16 protein-coding genes and 3 pseudogenes are annotated in these 20,742 nt (G+C 61.6%); 15 read left to right on the top strand and 4 right to left on the bottom strand.

Annotated features, from left to right (window positions below):
- Positions 1-764: 764 nt before the first annotated feature.
- Entirely contained in the window at positions 765-1,463 is a 699-nt protein-coding gene (locus tag JN280_RS38325; protein ID WP_202309367.1) for an IS6 family transposase, read from the bottom strand.
- Between the two features lie 45 nt (positions 1,464-1,508).
- Between JN280_RS38325 and JN280_RS39895 the strand changes: the two are divergent.
- The 15 genes and pseudogenes from JN280_RS39895 to JN280_RS38255 form a co-directional block, all read left to right on the top strand.
- Positions 1,509-2,039: pseudogene (locus JN280_RS39895) on the top strand (IS630 family transposase); the annotation flags it as partial.
- Between the two features lie 392 nt (positions 2,040-2,431).
- Positions 2,432-3,325 carry a bile acid:sodium symporter family protein gene (locus JN280_RS38315; protein ID WP_274609054.1) on the top strand — a complete coding sequence of 298 codons (894 nt, stop codon included), beginning with the start codon at positions 2,432-2,434 and terminating at the stop codon, positions 3,323-3,325.
- Position 3,326: 1 nt separating this feature from the next.
- A complete protein-coding gene (locus tag JN280_RS38310; protein ID WP_202309364.1) occupies positions 3,327-3,962 on the top strand; it encodes a TetR/AcrR family transcriptional regulator C-terminal domain-containing protein in 636 nt (211 codons plus the stop codon).
- Positions 3,963-4,020: 58 nt separating this feature from the next.
- The gene (locus tag JN280_RS38305; RefSeq protein WP_202309363.1) at positions 4,021-5,667 is read left to right on the top strand and encodes an AMP-binding protein; all 1,647 of its coding nucleotides are present in this window, start codon (positions 4,021-4,023) and stop codon (positions 5,665-5,667) included.
- Between the two features lie 2 nt (positions 5,668-5,669).
- The gene (locus JN280_RS38300; protein ID WP_202309362.1) at positions 5,670-6,068 is read left to right on the top strand and encodes a VOC family protein; all 399 of its coding nucleotides are present in this window, start codon (positions 5,670-5,672) and stop codon (positions 6,066-6,068) included.
- A gap of 94 nt (positions 6,069-6,162) precedes the next feature.
- The gene (locus JN280_RS38295) at positions 6,163-7,224 is read left to right on the top strand and encodes a C4-dicarboxylate TRAP transporter substrate-binding protein (protein ID WP_202309361.1); all 1,062 of its coding nucleotides are present in this window, start codon (positions 6,163-6,165) and stop codon (positions 7,222-7,224) included.
- Positions 7,225-7,227: 3 nt separating this feature from the next.
- Entirely contained in the window at positions 7,228-7,740 is a 513-nt protein-coding gene (locus tag JN280_RS38290; protein WP_202309360.1) for a TRAP transporter small permease, read from the top strand.
- Entirely contained in the window at positions 7,740-9,080 is a 1,341-nt protein-coding gene (locus JN280_RS38285; RefSeq protein ID WP_202309359.1) for a TRAP transporter large permease, read from the top strand. Before JN280_RS38290 ends, JN280_RS38285 begins: the two co-directional genes overlap by 1 nt.
- A gap of 312 nt (positions 9,081-9,392) precedes the next feature.
- A complete protein-coding gene (locus tag JN280_RS38280; protein ID WP_202309358.1) occupies positions 9,393-10,208 on the top strand; it encodes an IS1634 family transposase in 816 nt (271 codons plus the stop codon).
- A pseudogene (locus JN280_RS40445) lies at positions 10,111-10,335 on the top strand (tripartite tricarboxylate transporter permease); the annotation flags it as partial. The gene JN280_RS38280 and the pseudogene JN280_RS40445, both read left to right, overlap by 98 nt.
- Before the next feature lie 19 nt (positions 10,336-10,354).
- Positions 10,355-10,846 carry a tripartite tricarboxylate transporter permease gene (locus tag JN280_RS38275; protein ID WP_202309357.1) on the top strand — a complete coding sequence of 164 codons (492 nt, stop codon included), beginning with the start codon at positions 10,355-10,357 and terminating at the stop codon, positions 10,844-10,846.
- 188 nt (positions 10,847-11,034) lie between these two features.
- Positions 11,035-12,102 (top strand): GlxA family transcriptional regulator, encoded by a 1,068-nt coding sequence (locus JN280_RS38270; protein WP_202309356.1) that lies wholly within the window; start codon positions 11,035-11,037, stop codon positions 12,100-12,102.
- Positions 12,103-12,255: 153 nt separating this feature from the next.
- On the top strand, positions 12,256-13,260 hold the full coding sequence (locus tag JN280_RS38265) for an ABC transporter substrate-binding protein (protein WP_202315316.1): 1,005 nt from the start codon (positions 12,256-12,258) through the stop codon (positions 13,258-13,260).
- Positions 13,261-13,571: 311 nt separating this feature from the next.
- Complete coding sequence (locus JN280_RS38260) at positions 13,572-14,459, top strand: ABC transporter permease (RefSeq protein WP_202309355.1); 888 nt, start codon at positions 13,572-13,574, stop codon at positions 14,457-14,459.
- Positions 14,452-15,522, top strand: coding sequence for a quaternary amine ABC transporter ATP-binding protein (locus JN280_RS38255; RefSeq protein WP_202309354.1), 1,071 nt, complete (start codon positions 14,452-14,454; stop codon positions 15,520-15,522). Before JN280_RS38260 ends, JN280_RS38255 begins: the two co-directional genes overlap by 8 nt.
- A 185-nt stretch (positions 15,523-15,707) precedes the next feature.
- Here JN280_RS38255 and JN280_RS38250 read toward each other — a convergent pair whose 3' ends face one another.
- From JN280_RS38250 to JN280_RS38240, 3 genes and pseudogenes are all read right to left on the bottom strand, one after another.
- The gene (locus JN280_RS38250; protein WP_274609053.1) at positions 15,708-16,793 is read right to left on the bottom strand and encodes a hybrid-cluster NAD(P)-dependent oxidoreductase; all 1,086 of its coding nucleotides are present in this window, start codon (positions 16,791-16,793) and stop codon (positions 15,708-15,710) included.
- A 4-nt stretch (positions 16,794-16,797) separates the two neighbouring features.
- Positions 16,798-18,039: an aromatic ring-hydroxylating oxygenase subunit alpha gene (locus JN280_RS38245; protein WP_202309353.1), complete on the bottom strand. Its 1,242-nt coding sequence runs from the start codon at positions 18,037-18,039 to the stop codon at positions 16,798-16,800.
- A 96-nt stretch (positions 18,040-18,135) separates the two neighbouring features.
- Positions 18,136-20,696: pseudogene (locus JN280_RS38240) on the bottom strand (GcvT family protein).
- Between the last annotated feature and the right edge of the window lie 46 nt (positions 20,697-20,742).

Below are 20,742 nucleotides of genomic sequence, written 5' to 3'. Positions count from 1 at the left end.
TCGAGGGTCAGCACATCCAGGCCCGGCACCCTCGGCTCGTGGAACTCGACGGAGAGCCGAAGCATATCGCCCGAGCAGGTCCCCTCAATCGTGTAGTCGAACCGTTCTCCGCCGACATCGCCGATGAAGCGACGCTTGGCTCCCTGATCCGGGCCGTCCATGGCGACCGAATAGAGCCGCGCCGAGTCGAGCGGAACTCCGTTCGACGAACCGACGAAGCGATGGATCATCAGATCCGACTCCGCGATGCCCGCCATCTCCTTCCTCGACCTGGAGAACATCGGGAAAAATTTGGCTATCGCGCTCAGTTCTTCGCTCAGCGGCATCGTGATCGTCCTAAACTCACCGCCACCCGTGGCGGCATTGTATGCGCACAGCATCATCGCCTCCCTATCTGTCTACGCCCGTGGGACGTCGTCACCGAGAAATCGGGTTCCGAGAATCGGGGTACGACCGAAATCTCGCCCGGGTTATCGCTATAGCTTGGCACTTGAAGCCTCCTCGTCTCTGACGCAATGACCCGAGATACGGCGCCCGAGCCGAGAAGGTTTCATAAGACGCAGTGGCGAGCTGGTCTGGCTGAAGCTTCAACGGCATCGACAAGCGCCTGTTCGAGATGATGCTCGCCGCCTTCGCGCGCGAAACCGGCGTCGGGCGCGACCGCATCATCCTGCTGCTGCTCGACGGCGCTGGATGGTAACCGAGCCGTGGCGGCTTTGTCGCAAACTCACACAAAGGACATGACTGGCCTGACGTCGGTCTGGTCAAGCAGCGAGGATCTCGAACTGCGCAGCGAGTGACGGTGCTGGATCATAGGCATACCTCGCCTGTCGTTTGCGCATCATGTGCACCATCTCTATGCCGGAAAGGATGATAGCGGCGCAGGTCGTCGACTTGAAGCCGAGCATGGTTCGGATCCGGCGCTTGACGCGCCGATGATCCTGCTCGATGCGGTTGTTGAGATATTGGCTCTGGCGAACGCGGATCGGCTTCAGCTCCCACCGTGTATGCTCACGCAACCGGCTTTCGCCATCGCAGGCATTGATGGCCTCGCGGTTTGTCTGGCTGCCGTCGATGACGATGCGTTCCGGACGTCCATGACGCTTCAGGGCCTTGCGGATGAAGCGTTTGGCGGCCTGCAGGTCACGGTTCTCGCTGAAGAAGAACTCGACCGCGTCGCCAACGCTGTCGATGGCGCGGTACAGATAGACCCAGCGGCCGCGAACCTTGATGTAGGTCTCATCGATGTGCCACTTGCCGGTGACGGCACGCTTTCGGCGGTTGAAGCGCTCGAGCAGCAGCGGCGAGAAATGCACGACCCAGCGGTGGATCGTCGAATGATCGACGCTGATACCGCGCTCCGCCAGCATCTCTTCCAGGTCGCGCAGGCTGAGATTGTACGCCAGGTACCAGCGCACGCAGAGCAGGATCACTGACCAGTCGAAGTGACGGCCTTTGAACATAGCAAGCTCCCCTGAAAATCAGAGGGACTTCATGCCGGACACGGATTGCCATTCCGTTTGCGACAGAACCCCCAGCCCGGCCTGCCGATGAAGAAAGGCCGCGCCGGCACGATGACCCACGACTACAAGCGCCACGGCACGACCACGCTGTTCGCCGCGCTCGACGTGAAGACTGGCGCGGTGATCGGAGAATGCCAGCCCAAGCATCGGGCCAAGGAGTTCATCCGTTTCCTGAGAACCATTGACCGCAACACACCGAAGTCCTTGGACGTGCACCTGATCGTCGACAACTACTCCACCCACAAGACCCAGGCGGTGAAGGACTGGCTCGCCAAGCATCCGCGCTTCAAGCTGCACTTCATCCCCACGTCGTCGTCCTGGCTCAACCAGGTGGAGCGCTTCTTCGCCGAGATCACGAGGAAGCGCATCCGGCGCGGCGTCTTCACGAGCGTCGCCCAGCTCGAGACCGCTATCTGCGACTATCTCGACGCGCACAACGCCGACTCGAAGCCCTTCGTGTGGACCAAGAGCGCCGATGTCATCCTCGCCAAAGTCCACCGCGCCCGCGCTGCTCTTGACGCCGCCAAGACCAGGAACCAAGCGTTAGAGTCGGAACACTACCCTCCGCCGTCATTTGTGACTGCTTTTCGTAACAGCACATTCATGCATCTCCCCCTGATCACCTCACGGACTTCCGCCGCACGCTCCGGCGTGAAGACACCCGAGGCCAGAAGATCGAAAATTGACAGGTCCGGCGAAGACTTGTATATGATACAAATCTTGTATATCGTACAAGATTGGGAGGATTTCGATGATATGCATCTTCACCGGGCGCCCCGCGCTCGCTAGCCCTGCGACCACTCGCGCATATTTCCGTCTTGGAGCGGCTCCCCGCGCATGCGCCGTCGCCGCGTTTGGCCTAGGCGCTCTTTCGAGCCGGTCGTTCAACCGGCGCTGAGGAGATCGCTATGGATTCAACCATCATCATCGCGAACGCGCTGCTTGCGGCGCTTGCACTGGTCATGTTCGGCCTCGGGCTTTCCTTGACAGTGCAGGACTTCACGCGCGTTCTCAAGCTGCCACGCGCCGTTGCCATAGCGTTGGCCATCCAGGTCTTGGGCCTGCCGCTCGCCTGCTTTTTTATAGTCGAGGCATTCGGTCTGTCGCCCGTTTTCGCCATCGGTATGATGCTCTTGGCGGCGTCGCCCGGCGGGATCACCGCCAACATGTTCTCACATCTCTTCGGCGGCAATGTCGCGATGAACATCACCCTGACGGCGGTCAACACCATCGTCGCAATCGTCACCATTCCGCTCATCGCCAATCTGGCTATCGGCTATTTCGCTGACGGCAACCAGGTCGTACCGATGCAATTCCGGAAGGTCGTGGAAGTGATCGCGATCGTGTTGATACCTGTCGGCCTGGGCATGCTGGTTGGAGCGGTAAGGCCGCGCTTCAGAGCCTTGATGGAACGTCCGGTTAAGGTTTTCAGCGCGGTCGTGCTCGTCACGGTGATCGTTCTTTCATTCGCCAAGGAATGGAGTTCGATCACGACCAGCTTTGCGCAGTTGGGATTGCCGGTGCTACTGTTCAATCTCTCGAGCCTGTTGGCTGGCTATTATCTCAGCCGCTGGGCCGGCCTCGACAGGAGCCTCTCGACCGCTGTGAGCTTCGAGGTCGGCATCCACAATTCGACGCTGGCCATATACTTGGCCGTTGGCGTGCTCGGCAGCTTTGAGTTGGCGCTGCCGACAGCTGTCTATTCCCTCGTGATGTACGTTACGGCGCCTATCTTCGGCGTGTGGCTGACGCGCTCAGGCCGCCAGCAGGAGGTGGTCGTGGAAGCATTGGAGGAGCGGTAACATGAAACTCAAGGTCGTCACCTCCGACGGCAAGACCGGTGCGCGGACGGGTGGTCCGTCGACCCGCCACCTACTGCGCGAAGCGGCTATCGAGCTGTTCATGGCCAAGGGATATGACGGGGTCTCGGTCGCCGAGATCGCACGGAGCGCGGATGCATTTCCCAATCAAGTGACGCATCACTTTGGCAGCAAGGAAGCGCTCTTCGTTGAGGCGGCCAGCAGGGCGGTGCTCAGATCCGCAAAGCAGGCTGAACTGAGAACCAGGGACAGCAAGAGCAACGAAGATCATACCCGCAAGCTCATTTCGTATCTGCTGGGGCCCGGCTCCCCGGCGGTCATGATGTTCGCCGAAGCAATGCTGATGGCGCGGCGCAAGGCGGATCTGCAGGAAATCATCAGAGAGACCGTCGCCGAACTGCATGTGGCCGGCGAGGCGGCCATGGTCGACACGCTAATGCGGACAGGCTGGCGGGTTCGAACCACCCCGGACATCATCACGCGCGGCTTCTGGTCGGCAATCTTCGGACTCGCCCTGGAAAAGGCGGCACTGGGAGAACGGTTCGAATACAGCACCGCTGAAGCCGTCGCGCTTATGATGATCAATCTAAAGGGGAATTTCTCCGACCCTCGGGGATGAGCTGAACTCAATGAGCGCCAGCCAAGCGCCCGAACGGCGGCGTCGGAGGAAGAGTGATATGGACGATCTTTCAAGCATCTACAACCTGTTCGCGGCGACCGCCGCTCGGCACGGTGAGTTGCCGTTTCTGGCCGTGCCGCCTCGGGTCGCCGGCGAATGGAGGGTTCCAGTTGAACTGAGCTACCGCCAGGTCCTGGAGCAAGCCGGCCGTCTGAGTGCGGCATATGCGAGCCGCGGTTATGGCGAAGGCGATGTCGTGGCATTGGCTTTCGAGTCGCGGCCAGAGCACATATTGCACTATCTGGCCCTCAATTCCATTGGCGCCTGCACTGTGCCGCTCAATACGGATCTCACGCCGCATGAGATCGCGTACGTACTCAATCATTCGCGATCCAGCGCGATCGTTGCCATGCCCGAATTGCGAGACAAGGTGCACGCGGCGATTGTCGAGGCGGCACGTGATATACCGATCGCCTTCAGCGATCCGGCCGAGCTGCCCGCGGTGCGGCCGGACCGTTGGCAGTTTCCCCCGTCGGAAAACGTCCCCGATCGTCCTGCAGCCGTGCTCTACACGTCTGGCACGACCGGAAAGCCAAAGGGCTGTGTGCTGAGCAATTGCTATGCACTCGCCTCGGGCCGTGGCTACGGAAGCCCGAACGAAGCCTTGACGCTTCGGACGGGTGTCGACCGGGTCCTGAACCCGCTTCCGCTTTATCATATGAATTCGCTCATGCTGACTGCGGGCGGCGTGATCGATCGCGGCGCCTGCCTCGTATTGCCGGGACGCTTCAGCTTGACCCATTGGTGGGAGGACGTGCGGACGACCGGTGCCACCCGGTTCCACTACCTCGGCCTGATGATCCCGGCGCTGATGACGTTGCCGCCGTCGCAGAAGGATCAGCAGCACGGCGTAAAGAACGGCCTTGGTGCTGGCGTCGATCCCGGCGTCCACGCAGCGTTCGAGGAAAGGTTCGGCGTGCCGCTGCACGAGGTGTGGGGGATGACGGAAACCGGCCGCGGCCTTCTCGTTGCTGAAGAGCCGCGTTACATCGACACCCGCGCCTGCGGAAGGCCGCGCAAGGGCATTGAGGCGCGCATTATTCGCGATGACGGCAGCCCAGCGCCGGACGGGGAACCGGGCGAACTGGTTATCCGGAGCGCCGAACCCGACCCACGTTACGGGTTCTTTTCGGGCTACCTGCACGATCCGGAAGCGACGGAAGCTGTTTGGAAGGATGGTTGGTTTCACAGCGGCGACATTTGCACCCGTTCGCCCGACGGTATGTTCTACTTCGTCGATCGGAAGAAGAACATTGTGCGCCGGAGCGGCGAAAACATTTCCTCCGCTGAAGTAGAGGCGGTCCTGTCTGCCGATCCATACGTCGCGCAGGTCGCTGTTTTAGCCGTGCCCGACGCCATGCGCGACGAAGAAGTGATGGCCTGTATCGTGTTGAAGGCGGGGGAGCCCGGTCGGGCTACCGCGCACGCGATCTTCGAGGCCGCGCGCACGAAGCTCGCATACTTCAAATTGCCAGGCTGGATCTTGTTCCTGGACAACTTGCCTGTGACCGGAACTCAGAAAGTTCAGAAACATCTGATTTTCCCAGAAGGGTTCACGGAAAGCGAGCGCAGGTCAGGGTTGTTTGATCTTAGAGAGGGAAAGAAGCGCGATGATGCTTTTGGCAAGAATACGATGAAAGTCTAAATATGGAACATAATATAACTCTCCATCACCCACATCTTGTTACGGCGGATGTGTCGTCGTTTTGTTATTTCTTTCAGAAGCATTTCAACGCTGAGATCGTCTACGACGACTTGATCGACGGAGACAGGAATATTTTCCTTAGAATCGGGAAGGGGCGAATGCATCTCTTCCAATCCCGCAATCCGCCGCCTCGCGGGCGAAATGTCTTCCATCACATCGGCATTATGGTCACTGGGTTAGCCGACTTTGTCCGCAAGCTCGATGAGGCGGGAGTCACGGTCAGTCCCGTGACAGTTACGCCAGGCGGCGGGTTCGCCATGGCGGAGGGGCCGGACGGTCTAAAGATCGAACTCTTTGAAGTCTCCGATGAAGAACGACGCATTCGTTTCTTCGTCGATTGATATGTGCCGAGCAGGTCAAGCGACCGATCTCGTTACTACACAACGCCGCCGGTCGTTTCGAGAAATGAACACATGTAGAAATGGGGAGGAGTTCATGTCGGTATTCTCAAAAGTGGTGTTTGCGGCTTCCTTGTTGTCATTGGGAGCTGCGGCCAGCCCGGCTTTGGCGGACACAACCTTGATTTTTGGCGAACCGGGCCCCAATCGCGGTGCTCGACCTGAATCGATCCAGTGGTTTGCCGATGAAGTCGCGAAGCGATCCAACGGTGATCTGAAAATCGAAATCCATTGGGGTGGCGCGCTGTATAAATCGACGGGCGCGCTTGACGCGGTAGGTTCCGGTGCGGCCGACCTGGGCACGGTCCTTTCGACCTACTTCCCGAAGGAGCTGATGGGAATGACGGTCGCCAACCTGCCGCTCGGCAATGCGGACCTCTGGGTCGGCATGGAGGCGACCGATGAATTCATGCGTACCAACGAGGCCATGAAAAAGACGCTCGACGATTTGAGCCTGGTTTACCTCGGTTCCTGGACTACCAGTCAGGTCAATATCGGCTGCAAGGGCAAGGTGATCAACAGCGTCGATGACATTCGAGGCCTGAAAATCCGCGGCATGTCGGCCTATGGCGATGTGTTTAGCGATCTGGGCGGCATCAATGTCGACGTGAATGTCTACGATTCATATCAGGGCATTGAAACCGGGCTTTTGGACTGCACTCAGAGCTACTCCTACATGGTTACGGCCCTGAAACTCGAGGAAGTGCTCAGCAGCTACACCATCCTTAACTGGGGACAGGTCGCGGGCATGGGTATGTTTATCAACAAGGATGTCTTCGAAGGTCTTACCGAAGACCAGCGCGAAGTCTTGTTGGGCGTCGCCCACGACATGATCGGCACCTATGGCGACCTTCTCACTAAAGCCAACGACGATGCAGTCGAGGCAATGAAGGCAAAAGGCATCGAGGTCATCGAGCTTCCTGAGAAGGACCGCAGCGAGCTTAGAGAGCGCGCCGCCAAGTACATTCAGGAGTGGGTCGAAGAGGCAAATGCCGCTGGGCTACCAGGTGAGGAGATGCTGGCCCAGTATGCCGGTCTAGTTGAGAAGTGGACCAAGGTCCGCGATGAAAAAGGCTACCCTTGGGTACCCAAGGAATAGCCGATGCAAGACCGACTAGAGAAACTTCTCCTGGGGTTCGGAGCGGCAGCGGTTCTGGCGTTGGGCGCAATGATCTCCATCAATGTCGCCCTGCGTGCGCTTTGGGGGCTCTCCATTCCCGACAGCGTGGTCATGGTCAGCGAGCTGATGGTGGCGGCAATAATGCTGCCACTGGCGGCCGCAAGCGCAGACCGAGCCCACATCTGTGTTGAAGTGGTTTCGGCACATTTCAGCAAACGCATCCAATCCTGGCTGATCGTCTTCGGATGGTTTGTGGGCCTGATGGCGGTCACACCTCTTCTGTGGGCGGGATGGCACGAGTTCGTGAGGAATTGGCAGAGCTGGGGGCTTCATCCTGGTATCGTCGAGCTACCCAAATGGCCTGGGCGTCTGCTTTTTGCCATTGGCCTGGCAGCGGCCGGACTCCGCCTGGTCCGCCTCATCATCACCGACACTCGAACCATCCTGAGGGAAGGCGCCGTCGATCCTCACAGCAGTTCCGGCGAGCTAGAATAATGGATCCCATCGCAATCGGGCTCATCGCGTTTCTCGCGGGCATTGTCTTGCTCGCGCTGCGTGCGCCGATCGGCTTCACCCTAGGTGCGGTAGCGATTTTTGCTATCTTCTTCGTGTTGGCCACGCGCACCGGCACGTTTATGCCGGAACGCGCGATCCGCGCCACGGCGTCGATCGTCTTTTCCAACGCCTTCGACCTTGTTCACTCCTACGATCTATCTATGATTCCGCTGTTCGTGGCGCTGGGCCATGTTGCATACCACGCCGGGATCACGACAAGGATTTACCATGCGGCGAAGGTTTGGCTGACTTGGCTGCCTGGCGGCGTCGCCGTCGCGTCAATCATGGGGTGCGGAGGCTTTTCCGCTATCACGGGCAGTTCCGTCGCATGTGCGTCGACGATGGGACGCATATGCACGCCCGAGATGATGCGAATGGGATATGACAACCGGCTCGCCACGGCCAGCGTCGCGGCGGGTGGCACGCTGGGGTCGCTGATACCGCCTTCGGTACTCTTCATCATCTACGGCATTTTCACCGAAACATCGATCAGTTCGTTGTTCTTGGCAGGCGTTCTGCCTGGTTTGCTGTCGCTGGCCGGCTTCATTCTGGCCGTCCTTATCTGGGTCTGGCGCGATCCTTCGGTCGCGCCACGCTCCTATGAGCGGTACAGCGCCGGACAGAAGTTGGAGGCCGCGCTTGATGCCTGGCCGGCGGTGCTGCTCTTCCTCGTCATCATCGGAGGGATTTACGGCGGTATCTTCACGGCGACGGAGGCTGCGGCGATCAGCCTTGCCGCCACGATGGCAATCGGTCTTTTTCAGCGCAAGCTGACCTTGGCGAAAATTTGGACGAGTTCCAAGGAAACCTGCCTGCAGACAGCGGCGATCTTTTTCATAGCCGCCGCAGCGAAGATATTCGTCGCCATGGTTGCACTCACAGGCGTCGCGCCGATGGTGGTCGATCTGGTTTCTCAACAGAACTTGCCCATCATCCCGATGCTGGCGGTGATCGTGGTCATTTATCTGTTGCTGGGCATGTTTCTCGATCCTATCGGCATTATGGTGCTTACCCTTCCGTTGATGATCCCTCTCGTGGAGAGCTACGGCCTCAATCTCATCTGGTTTGGCGTGGTGGTCATCAAACTGCTTGAGATCGGCCTCATTACACCGCCGGTCGGATTGAACGTATTCGTCATAGCCAATGTCGTAGGCAAGGATGTTCCGATCGAGAGAATTTTCGCCGGCATCACACGCTTCCTCAGCATTGATATCATCGTGCTGATCCTCATCATCAGCTTTCCGGTCATTTCTCTCCTGCTTCCAATGAGCATGCGCTGAGCGCTTGTGCCGCGAAACGCTGGATCGACAGCCGGCAGGCCGCTTCAGTCGCTGGTCTCGATATCAGGGCAACGGATGCGCCCGTCAGTGGGCGGAGAGCCATTCCAGGACGAATCCCACAGCGGTTCCGCCTTTGAACGGAAGTGCCCCATATGGCCGATGCCGCCGAAAGGGGTTCGGGTCGATGACGATCCTTTGGACCGGTGCGTTGTAGTAACCTTGGAAGAGCGCGTCGCGTGAGGCGGGCGTCGCCCACGGGTCGTCGGTGGCGATGGCGGCGACGATCGGGGTGCGTATCGCGGCGCAATTGCGATGGATGTCGATTGCGGCCGGGTAGTCGAAGAAATAGCGCGGATACCGACACGCTGCGGAAGGTCTTCGCCCACATCCATCCTGCCCAAGCTCAAGCGGCGCTTCGGGCTTTCCCGTGTCGTGCTGGTGGGCGATCGCGGCATGATCACCCAGGCGCGGGTTCGCGAGGATTGCGCGCCGGCCGGGCTCGACTGGATCACCGCGCTGCGGGCGCCGCAGATCCAGGCGCTTGCGGCCGATGACGGGCCGCTGCAGTTGTCGCTGTTCGACGAGCGCGACCTGGCCGAGATCGAAAGCCCCGACTATCCGGGCGAGCGCCTCATCGTCTGCCGCAATCCGGCTTTGGCCGGCGAACGCGCCCGCAAGCGCCGTGAGCTGATCGAAGCCACCGAAGCGGATCTGCAACGGATCAAGGATCGGGTGCGCCGCGCCCGCCATCCGCTGAAAGGGGCCGCCGCCATCGGCCGGGCGGTCGGCGCCGTGCTTGGCCGCCGCAAGGTCGGCAAGCATTTCCACTGCACCATCACCGACACCGATTTCTCCTTCGAACGCGATGAGGCGGCCATTGCGCGCGAGGAACGGCTCGACGGCCTCTACGTCATCCGCACCAACCTGCCGGCCGAAGCCCTCGACGCGCCGGCCACCGTGCGGGCCTACAAAAGCCTGGCCCGCGTGGAACGCGCCTGCCGCAAATGCGGTGAATATAGCAAGATCCTTCATGATCGGTCTCTGGATTGGCTTCCTGCCGGGCATGGGCGCCGCGCTCTCCAACTTTGTGGCCTATGGCCAGGCAAAGTCGAACTCCAAGTACCCTGAGAAATTCGGAAAGGGATGCGTCGACGGTGTTTTCGCCTCGGAGACGGCCAACAACGCCTCGATCGGAGGCTCGCTGATCCCGATGGTTTCGCTCGGTATTCCCGGCGATGGCACGACCGCATTGCTCCTCGGGGGACTTATGATCCATGGGGTTGCAGCCGGGGCCGCTGTTGTTCGGCAGCAATCCGGACATCGTGTACACAATATTCGCAACGGCCCTGTTCTCCGCCGCATTGGTCTTGATCGTGCAATTTTTCGGAATGCGGCTGTTCCCACTCATTCTGAGAGTGCCGCACAGCTACCTGTATCCCTCCATCATTGTGCTCTGCTTTATCGGCGTATTTGTAAACGCAGGGTTGGAATACATATTCGCCTTGCTGCTCGGTTTCGCCGCGCTCGGAATTCTTATGGATCACGTGAGACTCCCCGTGAGCCCGTTCCTCCTGGGCTTTATTCTGGGGCCGATGCTCAAATCCAATTTGCGCAAGGCCTTCACATATTCCGTTCAGGGTCTGCTTCCGTTCGTGACACGGCCCGTTTCAGCGATTCTTCTCCTCATCGCCCTGGTGAGCATCATCTGGCCCTATCTCAAGCCCTATCTCAATCGGACGGCCGCCGGCGCCTCGGCCGGCAGGTAGAGGCATCCGAGCAGTCGATGCACCATCACGTCGAACTTAGGGAGACGTCCGTCTCCAGTGTCTCGTATCTCCCGAAGGAGTGTCGCAATCATTCTTTGCACATGCCTTGGCAGCGCCAATAATCACCTCAAAAAAGGAAGCAGTGCCGGACGAGAAGTCTGCGCACGCCACCATCAGGGGACTGCGGCATGAACTGGGTGGATATCCCCCGTCGTCAGTTTGTTTTCTATCTGGTGCCCAATTTCACCATGCTCGCCGTCTCGTCGGCGATCGAGGTCTTGCGGCTGGCCAATGCCGCCGTGGGGCGTGACATCTATTCGTGGCGCCTGATCTCGGCCGACGGCGGCAAGGTCACTGCAAGTTGCGGCCTCACCATCGAGGTCAATGGCTCGGTCGCCAGCGAGCGTCGGCAGCTTCTGGAAGGACTGAAGCCCGCGATGGCGATTGCATGCGGCGGCCTTGATGTTGAGGAACATGCGGACCGCGCTGCGGAAGCATGGTTCCGTGAATGCCGGCAACGAAGTGTCGCGATCGCCAGCTTGTGCAACGGCGCCTACATCCTTGCGCGGGCAGGGTTGCTCAACGATAGGAGATGCACCCTTCATTGGGAGAGCCTGCCAGGCTTTGCCGAGCGGTTTCGGGGTCCTGCGGTGAGCACCGGGCTCTACGATGACGACTGCGGCATTTTCACGTGCGCGGGCGGAATCGCCTCCATCGACATGATGCTCAGCGTCGTCAGGCGAGATCACGGAGAGGCGGCGGTGGCCGGAGTGTGCGAGCGCGCCCTGGTCGATCGCGTGCGCCAGCCGATGGAGCGCCAGCGCATGCCATTCGCGACGAGAATGGGCGGCATCAATCAGGCGGTCGCGCAGCTCATCGAGACGATGGAGGAAAACCTGACCGAGCCGCTCGACATGCAACAGCTTGCGGCCGTGGCGAAGCTCTCCAGGCGGCAGATCGAGCGACTGTTTCAAAACGCAATGGGTTGTTCTCCCGCCCGCTATTACATGAAACTCCGCCTCGAACGCGCCAGGCTCCTGCTCCTCCAGACCAGCATTCCTGTGGTTGAGGTGGCTGTCGCCAGCGGCTTCGTGTCCGCGTCGCATTTCTCCAAATGTTATCGCGAGGTGTACGGTTGTTCGCCGCAGGCCACGCGCAACCTGAAGGTTGTCCCTGCCACGCCGCGGTCAGCCAAGACGCAGTCGTCCCTTACCGACAACAGACGCCAGAGCGTGGCGATGGGGAGGGCGGCGTAGCGGGATCGGCGATCCCGATCCCAAGCGGGAGCAGCGTCTACGCGACGGGATGTTTTCTGAACTGCCGGCTTTCCAGGCCATTGGGAGAAGCTGCCTGCGGACGCGGTGCCGCAGGTGGTGTTCGACTTTGCACCGCTACCAAGGAACAACAGGATGAAGCATATCCTCGCTACCACGTGCCTCGCCGCCGGGCTGGGCGGGTTGGGTGTCACAACGGCCGCAGCCGAATGTGGCGACGTGACCATCGCCAGCATGAACTGGCAAAGCGCGGAGGTTCTGGCCAGCCTCGATCAATTCATTCTCAACGAGGGCTACGGCTGCAACGCAGCAATTATCCAGGGCGATACGGTGCCGACGATCACCGCGATGGCGGAGAAGGGCGACCCCGATATCGCGCCCGAGGGGTGGGTCGATCTCATTCCGGAAGTGGTCAACCGCGGAATCACGGAAGGGCGGCTCGTGGGTGCGGCTCTCGCGATTTCCGACGGCGCCGTGCAGGGCTGGTGGGTTCCGAAGTACATCGTGGAAGCCAACCCGGATATCAAGACGATCGACGACGCCCTGAAGCATCCGGAGCTGTTTCCGGATCCGGATGATTCCAGCAAGGGTGCGGTCCACAACGGCCCGCAGGGTTGGGGCGGTACGGTTGTCACCACGCAGCTCTTCAAGGCTTACGGTGCCGAAGAAGCGGGTTTCAGGCTGATCGACACCGGCTCGGCAGCCGGCCTCGACGGGTCGATCGCCCGCGCCTATGAGCGTCGCGAGGGTTGGGTTGGCTATTACTGGTCGCCGACCGCGCTGCTCGGCCGCTACGAGATGGTCAAACTCGATCATGGTGTTGATTATGGCGCGGCGGAATGGACCCGCTGCAACACTGTCGCCGAATGCCCCGACCCCACGAAGAACAACTGGCCGAGCGATACCGTGCAGACGCTGGTGACCGCGAGCTTTGCGGAGCGGGCGGGCGATGACGTCATGGCCTACCTGAAGACCCGGTCGTGGTCGAACGCCACCGTCAATGCCCTGATGGCGTGGATGACGGACAATCAGGCGACCGGCGAGGACGGCGCACGACACTTCCTCAAGGAAAACGAAGGGCTCTGGACCCAGTGGGTATCGCCGGAAGTGGCGGAGAAGGTCAAGGCCGCGCTCGAGTAGGGCCATGCCGACTTCCGCACTACGCGCGGGGCACGGGCGCAATCGAATGTCGTCATCAAAGCTCCACTGGTGCTCCGATGATACTAGCGGAGCATTCGATATTCGGTAGGGCGCCCGCGCCGACGAGCGTCGAATGTCAGCTCCGCCCCTGGCAGTCGACGCATGAAATGGTCGCCCGGATCCAGATAACGACCCCTTGGCTTGCGTGATCGGGCCGATGCGCCGCGTGGCGGCTCATCCTGGTCGCGCTCAAGTGAGGGTCACTGCCGTCCGCTGCCAAGGGACGTGGAAAGGACAGAGTTAGGAACGTGATGGATTGGTTCTGGTCATTTCCAAACTTGAATGACGATCTCCTACGCACCATCAGGACGACGGTCGACGACGGATTTCGAGCGTTCACCCGCGCGTACGGAGACATGCTCGAAGCGTTCTTCGATCCGCTGCGCTTCTTCCTCATTCAGTCCGAGAGGTTCATGCTGAACACGCCCTGGCTGATCATCCTTTTCCTCATAGCCGCCACCGCCTGGCTTGCCAGCAGGAACTGGAAGATCGTTGTCGGCAGCGTCGCGACGTTGTTAGTGATCGGTGTCTTCGACATGTGGGACGACACGATGCGGACGATCTCGATGATCTTCGTCTGCACGGTGCTGGCCATCGCCTTCGGCTTGCCGACCGGCATCCTGATGTCGCGCTCCGACCGGATGCGCGACATCGTCAATCCGATACTCGACGTGATGCAGACCATGCCGAGCTTCGTCTACCTCATTCCGGTGGTCATGCTGCTCGGCATCGGCCGGGTGCCCGGCCTGATCGCGGTGGTCATTTACGCGATCCCGCCAATCATCCGTCTGACCAATCTCGGCATCAGACTCGTCGACAAGGAAATCCTCGAGGCCGCCGACGCCTTTGGCTCGTCCGGCTGGCAGAAGTTGAAGAACGTGCAGTTGCCCCTCGCGCTGCCGACCATCATGGCGGGCATCAATCAAACCATCATGATGGCGCTGGCAATGGTCGTCATCGCCTCGATGATTGGCGTTCAGGGATTGGGCCAGCCGGTACTGCGGGCGATCAACAACCAGTACTTCACGCTCGGCGTCTTCAACGGGCTGGCGATCGTCGGCATCGCCATCATATTCGATCGTGTCAGTCAGGCCTACGGCCACCGACTCCAGAAGCATCGGGAAATCGTCCATGGTTGAGGGCCTGCAGAATCGTTACGGCATCGAGGTCAAGGGGCTGTCGAAGATATTCGGCCCCAATGCGGCGAACCTCGCTCACCTGCTCGAAAATGGCGTCACCAAGGCCGAGCTGAACGAGCGGCACGGCCATGTGCTCGGCCTTAAGGATATCAACATCTCGATGCCCGCCGGCGGTATCCAGGTCATCATGGGTCTGTCCGGCTCGGGTAAGTCGACGCTGATCCGCCACATCAATCGGCTTGTGGAGCCGACCTGCGGTCAGATATTGGTCGGCGACGCGGACGTCGTGAAGATGTCCGAGCGCGAACTGCGCGAATTCAGGCGCCACAAGACGGCCATGGTGTTCCAGAAGTTCGCGCTTCTGCCACATCGCACCGTTCTGGAGAATACCGTCTATGGCCTTGAAATCCAGGGCGTGCTGCGCGCGACGCAGATCAAGTCGGCCATGCACTGGCTCGGGCGCGTAGGCCTTACAGGGTTCGAGCAGAGCTACCCGAACCAGCTCTCCGGTGGCATGCAGCAGCGGGTCGGCCTTGCCCGCGCGCTGACGAACGATGCTCCGATCCTGCTTATGGACGAGGCATTCTCCGCGCTGGACCCGCTGATCCGCGTCGACATGCAGACGATTCTGCTCGACTTGCAGAAGGAGATCCGCAAGACAATCGTCTTCATCACGCATGATCTCGACGAGGCCCTGCGGCTGGGCGATCGGATCGCGATCTTGCGCGATGGCGAAATCATCCAGCAGGGAACGGGACAGCAGATCGTCCTGGAGCCGGCGGACGACTACATCATGAGCTTCGTGCGCCATGTCAACCGAGGCCGGGTGGTTCAGGTTGAGACGATCATGACGCCATTGAACCCGCACGATGCCCCATCGGGGATGGCGACGGCGGAGGCTGGGACTCTGCTCGAGGATGCCGCAAGGCGGATGCTTTCGTCCGGCGTGGACCGGCTTGCAATCCTCGATGCGCAGGGGCAGGCGACCGGGGCTCTGACACTTCAGAACGTCATGTCTGCCATGGTTGCATCCGATTCAGCAACGTTGCATGTGCACGGATAGCCGCTGATCGAGCCACAGGCCGAACGGCTATTCCGCGAGTGCCGAATTATCCCGGTTGGCTCCGTCAGGCATCGCGCACGCGCCGCAAACAGATGCCATCAACGGCGGTCCCGCTCGCCCCTCGGGACGGGCGGCGATTGCCACCGATGGCGAGCGGCCGGACAGCCTGGGTCCGGCCAGATGCGTCAGGCTTCGATCTCGACCCGTCCCAGCGGGAGCGAGCAGCAGGCGAGGATGTACCCGGCTTCGACGTCGGCATCGGAGATGCCGCCATTGTGAACCATGTGCACTTCGCCGGACAGCTTCTTCGTCTTACAGGTGCCACACACGCCGAAGCTGCAGCCCGACGGTATGTTGAGGCCTGCGATCCGTGACACGGCAAGGATTGTGTCGGTTTCCGTACACGGAACCGACCGGCCGCTGATCGCGAAGATCACCTCCGAAGCGGCCTCGGCGCTCGGCACCACGTCGTCGAGCACCGGTGCGTCGTCAGGCGTCAGCACCGGCGGCGCCGAGAAGGCCTCCTGATGGTAGTGCTCCATGTCGTAGCCGAAGCCGATCAGCATTTCGCGGACCGACTGCATGAACGGCTCCGGCCCGCAGCAATAGACTTCGCGCTCCAGGTAGTCGGGCGCCATCAGGCCGAGCATCAACTGGTTGAACGTGCCGCGATAGCCGGTCCAGGCGTCGTAGGGGTCGTCCTGCGAGACCACATAGTGGAGCTTGATCGACGGAACGCGGCGCGCCATGGCCTCCAGCTGCCGCCGGAACACGAGCTCGGACGGCCGCCTGGCGCACTGCACGAAGCAAATGTCGGGCTCGCCGCCGAGATCGTAGCGGTAGGTGGTCATCGCCATCATCGGCGTCACGCCCGAGCCGGCCGAAATGAGCAGCAGCTTGCGGTCGGCCGGAACGTCGGGAACGAAGATGCCGCCCGGACCGGTCGCCTTGATCCGCATGCCCGGACGCAGATTGTCGAGTATCCAGCGGGTTCCGACGCTGCCAGCCGTCGCCTTCGCCGTCAGCGTTATCGAGAGCGGCCGCGAGGGGCTCGACGAAATCGTATAGGTGCGGTGGATCGGGCCGCCGGGCACCGGCAGCTCCAGGGTCAGGAACTGGCCGGGACGGTAGTCGAACCAGGCGCCCGAGGGCGCACGGAACGAGAAGGAGAAGACGTCCGGTCCGTCGGGCACTACCGAGACGCATTCGAGCGGCTCATCGTCCTTCCAGGCCCGCGCGCCACCGAGCCGGGGCATGAGATCGAGGGTCATGTCTTCACTCCGCCGCCAGCGCCATGCCGCCGCGCCGGTCGCCGAGGGTCCGGCAATACCAGTCGACGAACTGGATCACCCCGTCCTCCTGGATCTTCGAGTAGGGCCCCGGAACGTAGGCCGGTGAGTTGATGCCGCGCTGGTTCTCCTCGACCACCTGCCGGTCCTCGTCGTTGGTTGCGGCCCAGACACGGATCAGGTTCTCGAGGTTGTAGTCGACGCCCTCGACCGCATCCTTGTGGACGAGCCACTTGGTCGTGACCTCCGTCTCGGTCGGGCCGATCGGCAGCACCCGGAAGACGATCGAATGGTCGGCGAGGAAGTGGTTCCAGGTGTTTGGAAAGTGGAAGAAGAGCAGCGATCCGGCGTTGGCGAAGGGCGCTGACGAAAGGCGCTTTGTTGGCACCGCCGCCTTGCCGTCCATCGTGTAGCTCTCGCCGGGGCCGAGCAGCGGGATGCGTGCGAAGCGCCACTGATGCGAGGGGTCGATGACGAACCTCGACGGCATCCCCGCCGCCTCGCACTTCTCCCAATGCGCGGTCACGGCCGGCTCGATGGCGCCGTTCTCGTCCATCGAGGTGAAGCCGGGCCGATCGGGGTAGGTGCGGCAGAGCTCGGGATGGGCGCCCGAGCAGTGGTAGCACTCACGATTGTTCTCGATCACCAGCTTCCAGTTCCCCTTCTCGACGATCGTGCTCTCATAGGCGATCTTCGCATCGGCGAACCGGTGAGGCGCGAGATACCGGCGCGCGTTCTCGAGGAAGCTGTCGATCGACGGAGGGTTGTCGGCGAGACAGATGAACACCATGCCGCCGGCGTCGTGGCAGGCGACCGGCCTCAGGCCGTAGTCGGCGGGCCTGAAATCCGGGCCCATGTCGCGGGCGTAGAGCAGACGCCCGTCGAGTTCGTAGGTCCACTGGTGGTAGGGGCAGACGAGCTTCGGGGCATTTCCCTTCAGCGCGGTGCAAACCCGGCTGCCGCGATGTCGGCAGGCGTTGTGGAAGGCCCGGATCACACCGTCGGCACCGCGCACAATCAGGATCGCATACTCGCCAACCTGCATGGTGACGAAGTTCCCGGCCTGCGGTATTTCGCAGGACGGGATCGCGAACAACCAGTCGCGGTACCAGACGTTGCGCAGGTCGAGATCGAAGATCTCGGCGTCGGTGTAGAAGGGGCGTGGAAGCGTGTGGTCCGGCTTCCGGGTTTCAAGCAGGCTCAGCTTCGTGGTGTCCTGGACTGACATGGTTCTCTCTCATCGCGGCCGCGTCCGCGGCCGCCCGCGGGCACAAGGTGGCTAGGGATAGTCGGTGCCGGCCGGTTGCCGGCGGGTCGACGGGTCTCAACTCCTCGGCTTGGCATTCTCCGGATCGTACAGCGGCTTGTAGCCGACGCTTGCCACTTCGACCGGATAGGTCTCGCCGAAATACTGCACCGCGAGCTTGCGTCCCGCCTGACAATAGACCCAGGGCAGATAGGCGAGCGCGATGTTCTTTCCGATGCTCGGCCCGTAGGCGATCGAGTTGGTGTAGGATCGCCGCCCCAGCTCGTCGACCAGCGTCTCGTCCGTCTCCGGATCGAGTACCGGCAGGATGCCGACAGGATAGCGTGCGACGCCCTTGCCGTCGACGTTCTCCGTCATCACCAGCGTGCAGAGCATTGCCGGCTGATGCTCGCGGGCGCGATGTTCCAGGTGCTTCGCCTTGCCGCGGAAGTCCGCCTCCTTGACTTTCGGGCGCGCAAGGTCCGCCTCGAGCAGATTGTACTCCGTCAGCAGGTCGGCGTTCTGGAGCCGCAGGCTCTTTTCCATGCGGCGAGTGTTCGCATAGGTCTCGACGCCCACCGCAATGGCACCGGTCGAGCGCAGCGCATCCCAGACGGCCAGCCCGTCCTCGTAGCGCATGTGCAGCTCCCAGCCCTGCTCGCCAACGTAGGAGATGCGGAAGGCAGTGACGTCCTTGCCGGCGACGCGGATCGGCCTAATCGCGGCGAAGGGGAAGTTCTCCGGCGCAAGGCCATCCGGATCGTCGACCACCTTACGCAGGTTGGCGCGTGCATTCGGCCCCCAGATGCCGATGGTGACGAACTTCTCGGTGACGTCGGTCACCGTGACGTCGAAACCCTTGTCGCTCGCGACTCGCCGCATGTAGTGGAAGTCGCGCGGACCCGCGTCGGCGCCGTTGATCATCCGGCAGCGGTCGGCCATGCGGATTACGGTAAAATCCGCGCGCACCATCCCCTCGTCGTCGAGGAAATGGGTATAGATGCCCTTGCCGATGTTGGCATCGCCACCGATCCTCGCGGCGCAAAGCCATTCCATCAGCGCCACATGGTCGGGGCCTTCGATGTCGGTGATGTGGAAGTGCGACAGGTTGACGATGCCGCAGTTCTCGCTCAGTTCCAGGTGCTCGGCGTTCGACACCGGCCAGAAGTGGCGGTTGTCCCACTCGTTCTCGCGGACCGGGACCCGGCCGGCGTATTTCTCCAGCAGGTGCTCGTTGGCCGCATAGCCGTGGGCGCGCTCCCAGCCGCCGAGTTCCATGAAATGGCCGCCGAGCTCTTTCTCGCGCTCGTAGAACGGCGAACGGCGGATGCCGCGGCCGCCGGCGAAGGGCTCGCGCGGATGTACCGGCGGGTTGTAGATTTTCATCGCCGTTTCGGTGCACCGCTCCTCGATGTATTTCTCCTGGAGCTGGAACGGGTTAAAGCGGGCGAAGTCGATGCGGTTGTGATCGATCGCGGTGCGGCCGTCGGTCATCCAGTCGGCGATGAGCTTGCCCATGCCGGGGCCGTCCTTGACCCAGATGCCGACCGCGTACCAGAGCCCCCGCACCTTCTGGCTCTCGCCCATCGAAGGCCCGCCGTCGGTCGTGGTTTGCAAGAGGCCGTTGAAGGAATGCCCCTCATTGTAGCCGAGTTCGCCAAGGATCGGCGTCAGCTGGATTGCCCGCTCCAGCGGCGCGAGGACCTGCTCCATGTCGAGGTCGCGCTGGGAGGGCGACAGCCGCGCCTGTTCCTTCTCCAGGAGGTCGCGGGGATGCACGAGGCGCGGCTCGTGCTCTTCGTAGTAGCCCCACTCGATCTGTCCGCCTTCGGCGGTCTTGGGATCGCCCGTGTCGCGCATATAGGCCGAGTTGCCCTGGTCGCGCAGCAGCGGCCAGCCGATCTCTTGCCGGTGCCGGCGAACTCCGTATAGGGGCCGAAGAAGGTGAGCGGATGGTCGACGGGCATGACCGGCAGGTCCTCGCCGGCCATCTCGGCGATCAACCGGCCCCACAGGCCCGCACAGACCACCACGTAGTCTGCATGAATCGTGCCGCGATCGGTCGCCACGCCCTTGACACGGCCGTTCTCGATCACCAGCGATTTCGCCGAGGTGTTGGCGAAGGCCTGCAGCTTGCCGTCCGCGACAGCCTGGTCGACCAGCTTGCCGGCGACCGTCTGCGAGCGCGGGATGACGAGGCCGGCGTCGGGATCCCACAGGCCGCCCTGCACCATGCTCTCTTCCAGGAGCGGAAACTTCGCCTTGATATCGGCGGGATCGATCAGCCGCGCGCGAGTGCCGAAAGCCCTGGCGGAGTCCACCTTGCGCCTGATCTCGTCCATGCGGCCGTCGTCGCCGACGCGCGCGACCTCGATCCCGCCGATCCGTGCGTAGTGTCCTATCTTCTCGTAGAAATCGATGGAGTAGAGAGTCGTCCAGCACGTGAGATTGTCGTGGCTGGTCGCGTAGCAGAAGTCCGAGGCGTGCGCGGTCGAGCCAGTATCGGTCGGAATGCCGGACTTGTCGGTGCCGACGATGTCATCCCAGCCGCGGGCGATGAGGTGATGGGCGACCGAAGCGCCGACAATGCCGCCGAGCCCAACAATGACAACCCTCGCCCTTTCGGGAAACCCTGACATGCCTCAATCCTCTTCGTTCGTGGGCGGCGCTATCGTATTGAGGGCA

The sequence above is a fragment of the Mesorhizobium sp. L-8-10 genome, from assembly GCF_016756635.1.
Taxonomy (GTDB): domain Bacteria; phylum Pseudomonadota; class Alphaproteobacteria; order Rhizobiales; family Rhizobiaceae.
The sequence above is the reverse complement of the archived record's forward strand: the minus strand, read 5'-3'. Positions and strand labels throughout refer to the sequence as shown.

Bases quoted from the DNA above. Each gene is read 5' to 3' on its own strand.
- JN280_RS38295 (WP_202309361.1), top strand. From the start codon at position 6,163: ATGTCGGTATTCTCAAAAGTGGTGTTTGCGGCTTCCTTGTTGTCATTG.
- JN280_RS38280 (WP_202309358.1), top strand. From the start codon at position 9,393: ATGGATGTCGATTGCGGCCGGGTAGTCGAAGAAATAGCGCGGATACCG.
- JN280_RS38245 (WP_202309353.1), bottom strand. From the start codon at position 18,039: ATGTCAGTCCAGGACACCACGAAGCTGAGCCTGCTTGAAACCCGGAAG.
- JN280_RS38275 (WP_202309357.1), top strand. From the start codon at position 10,355: ATGGGGTTGCAGCCGGGGCCGCTGTTGTTCGGCAGCAATCCGGACATC.
- JN280_RS38305 (WP_202309363.1), top strand. From the start codon at position 4,021: ATGGACGATCTTTCAAGCATCTACAACCTGTTCGCGGCGACCGCCGCT.
- JN280_RS38270 (WP_202309356.1), top strand. From the start codon at position 11,035: ATGAACTGGGTGGATATCCCCCGTCGTCAGTTTGTTTTCTATCTGGTG.
- JN280_RS38250 (WP_274609053.1), bottom strand. From the start codon at position 16,793: ATGACCCTCGATCTCATGCCCCGGCTCGGTGGCGCGCGGGCCTGGAAG.
- JN280_RS38315 (WP_274609054.1), top strand. From the start codon at position 2,432: ATGGATTCAACCATCATCATCGCGAACGCGCTGCTTGCGGCGCTTGCA.
- JN280_RS38255 (WP_202309354.1), top strand. From the start codon at position 14,452: ATGGTTGAGGGCCTGCAGAATCGTTACGGCATCGAGGTCAAGGGGCTG.
- JN280_RS38260 (WP_202309355.1), top strand. From the start codon at position 13,572: ATGGATTGGTTCTGGTCATTTCCAAACTTGAATGACGATCTCCTACGC.
- JN280_RS38310 (WP_202309364.1), top strand. From the start codon at position 3,327: ATGAAACTCAAGGTCGTCACCTCCGACGGCAAGACCGGTGCGCGGACG.
- JN280_RS38300 (WP_202309362.1), top strand. From the start codon at position 5,670: ATGGAACATAATATAACTCTCCATCACCCACATCTTGTTACGGCGGAT.
- JN280_RS38285 (WP_202309359.1), top strand. From the start codon at position 7,740: ATGGATCCCATCGCAATCGGGCTCATCGCGTTTCTCGCGGGCATTGTC.
- JN280_RS38290 (WP_202309360.1), top strand. From the start codon at position 7,228: ATGCAAGACCGACTAGAGAAACTTCTCCTGGGGTTCGGAGCGGCAGCG.
- JN280_RS38265 (WP_202315316.1), top strand. From the start codon at position 12,256: ATGAAGCATATCCTCGCTACCACGTGCCTCGCCGCCGGGCTGGGCGGG.
- JN280_RS38325 (WP_202309367.1), bottom strand. From the start codon at position 1,463: ATGTTCAAAGGCCGTCACTTCGACTGGTCAGTGATCCTGCTCTGCGTG.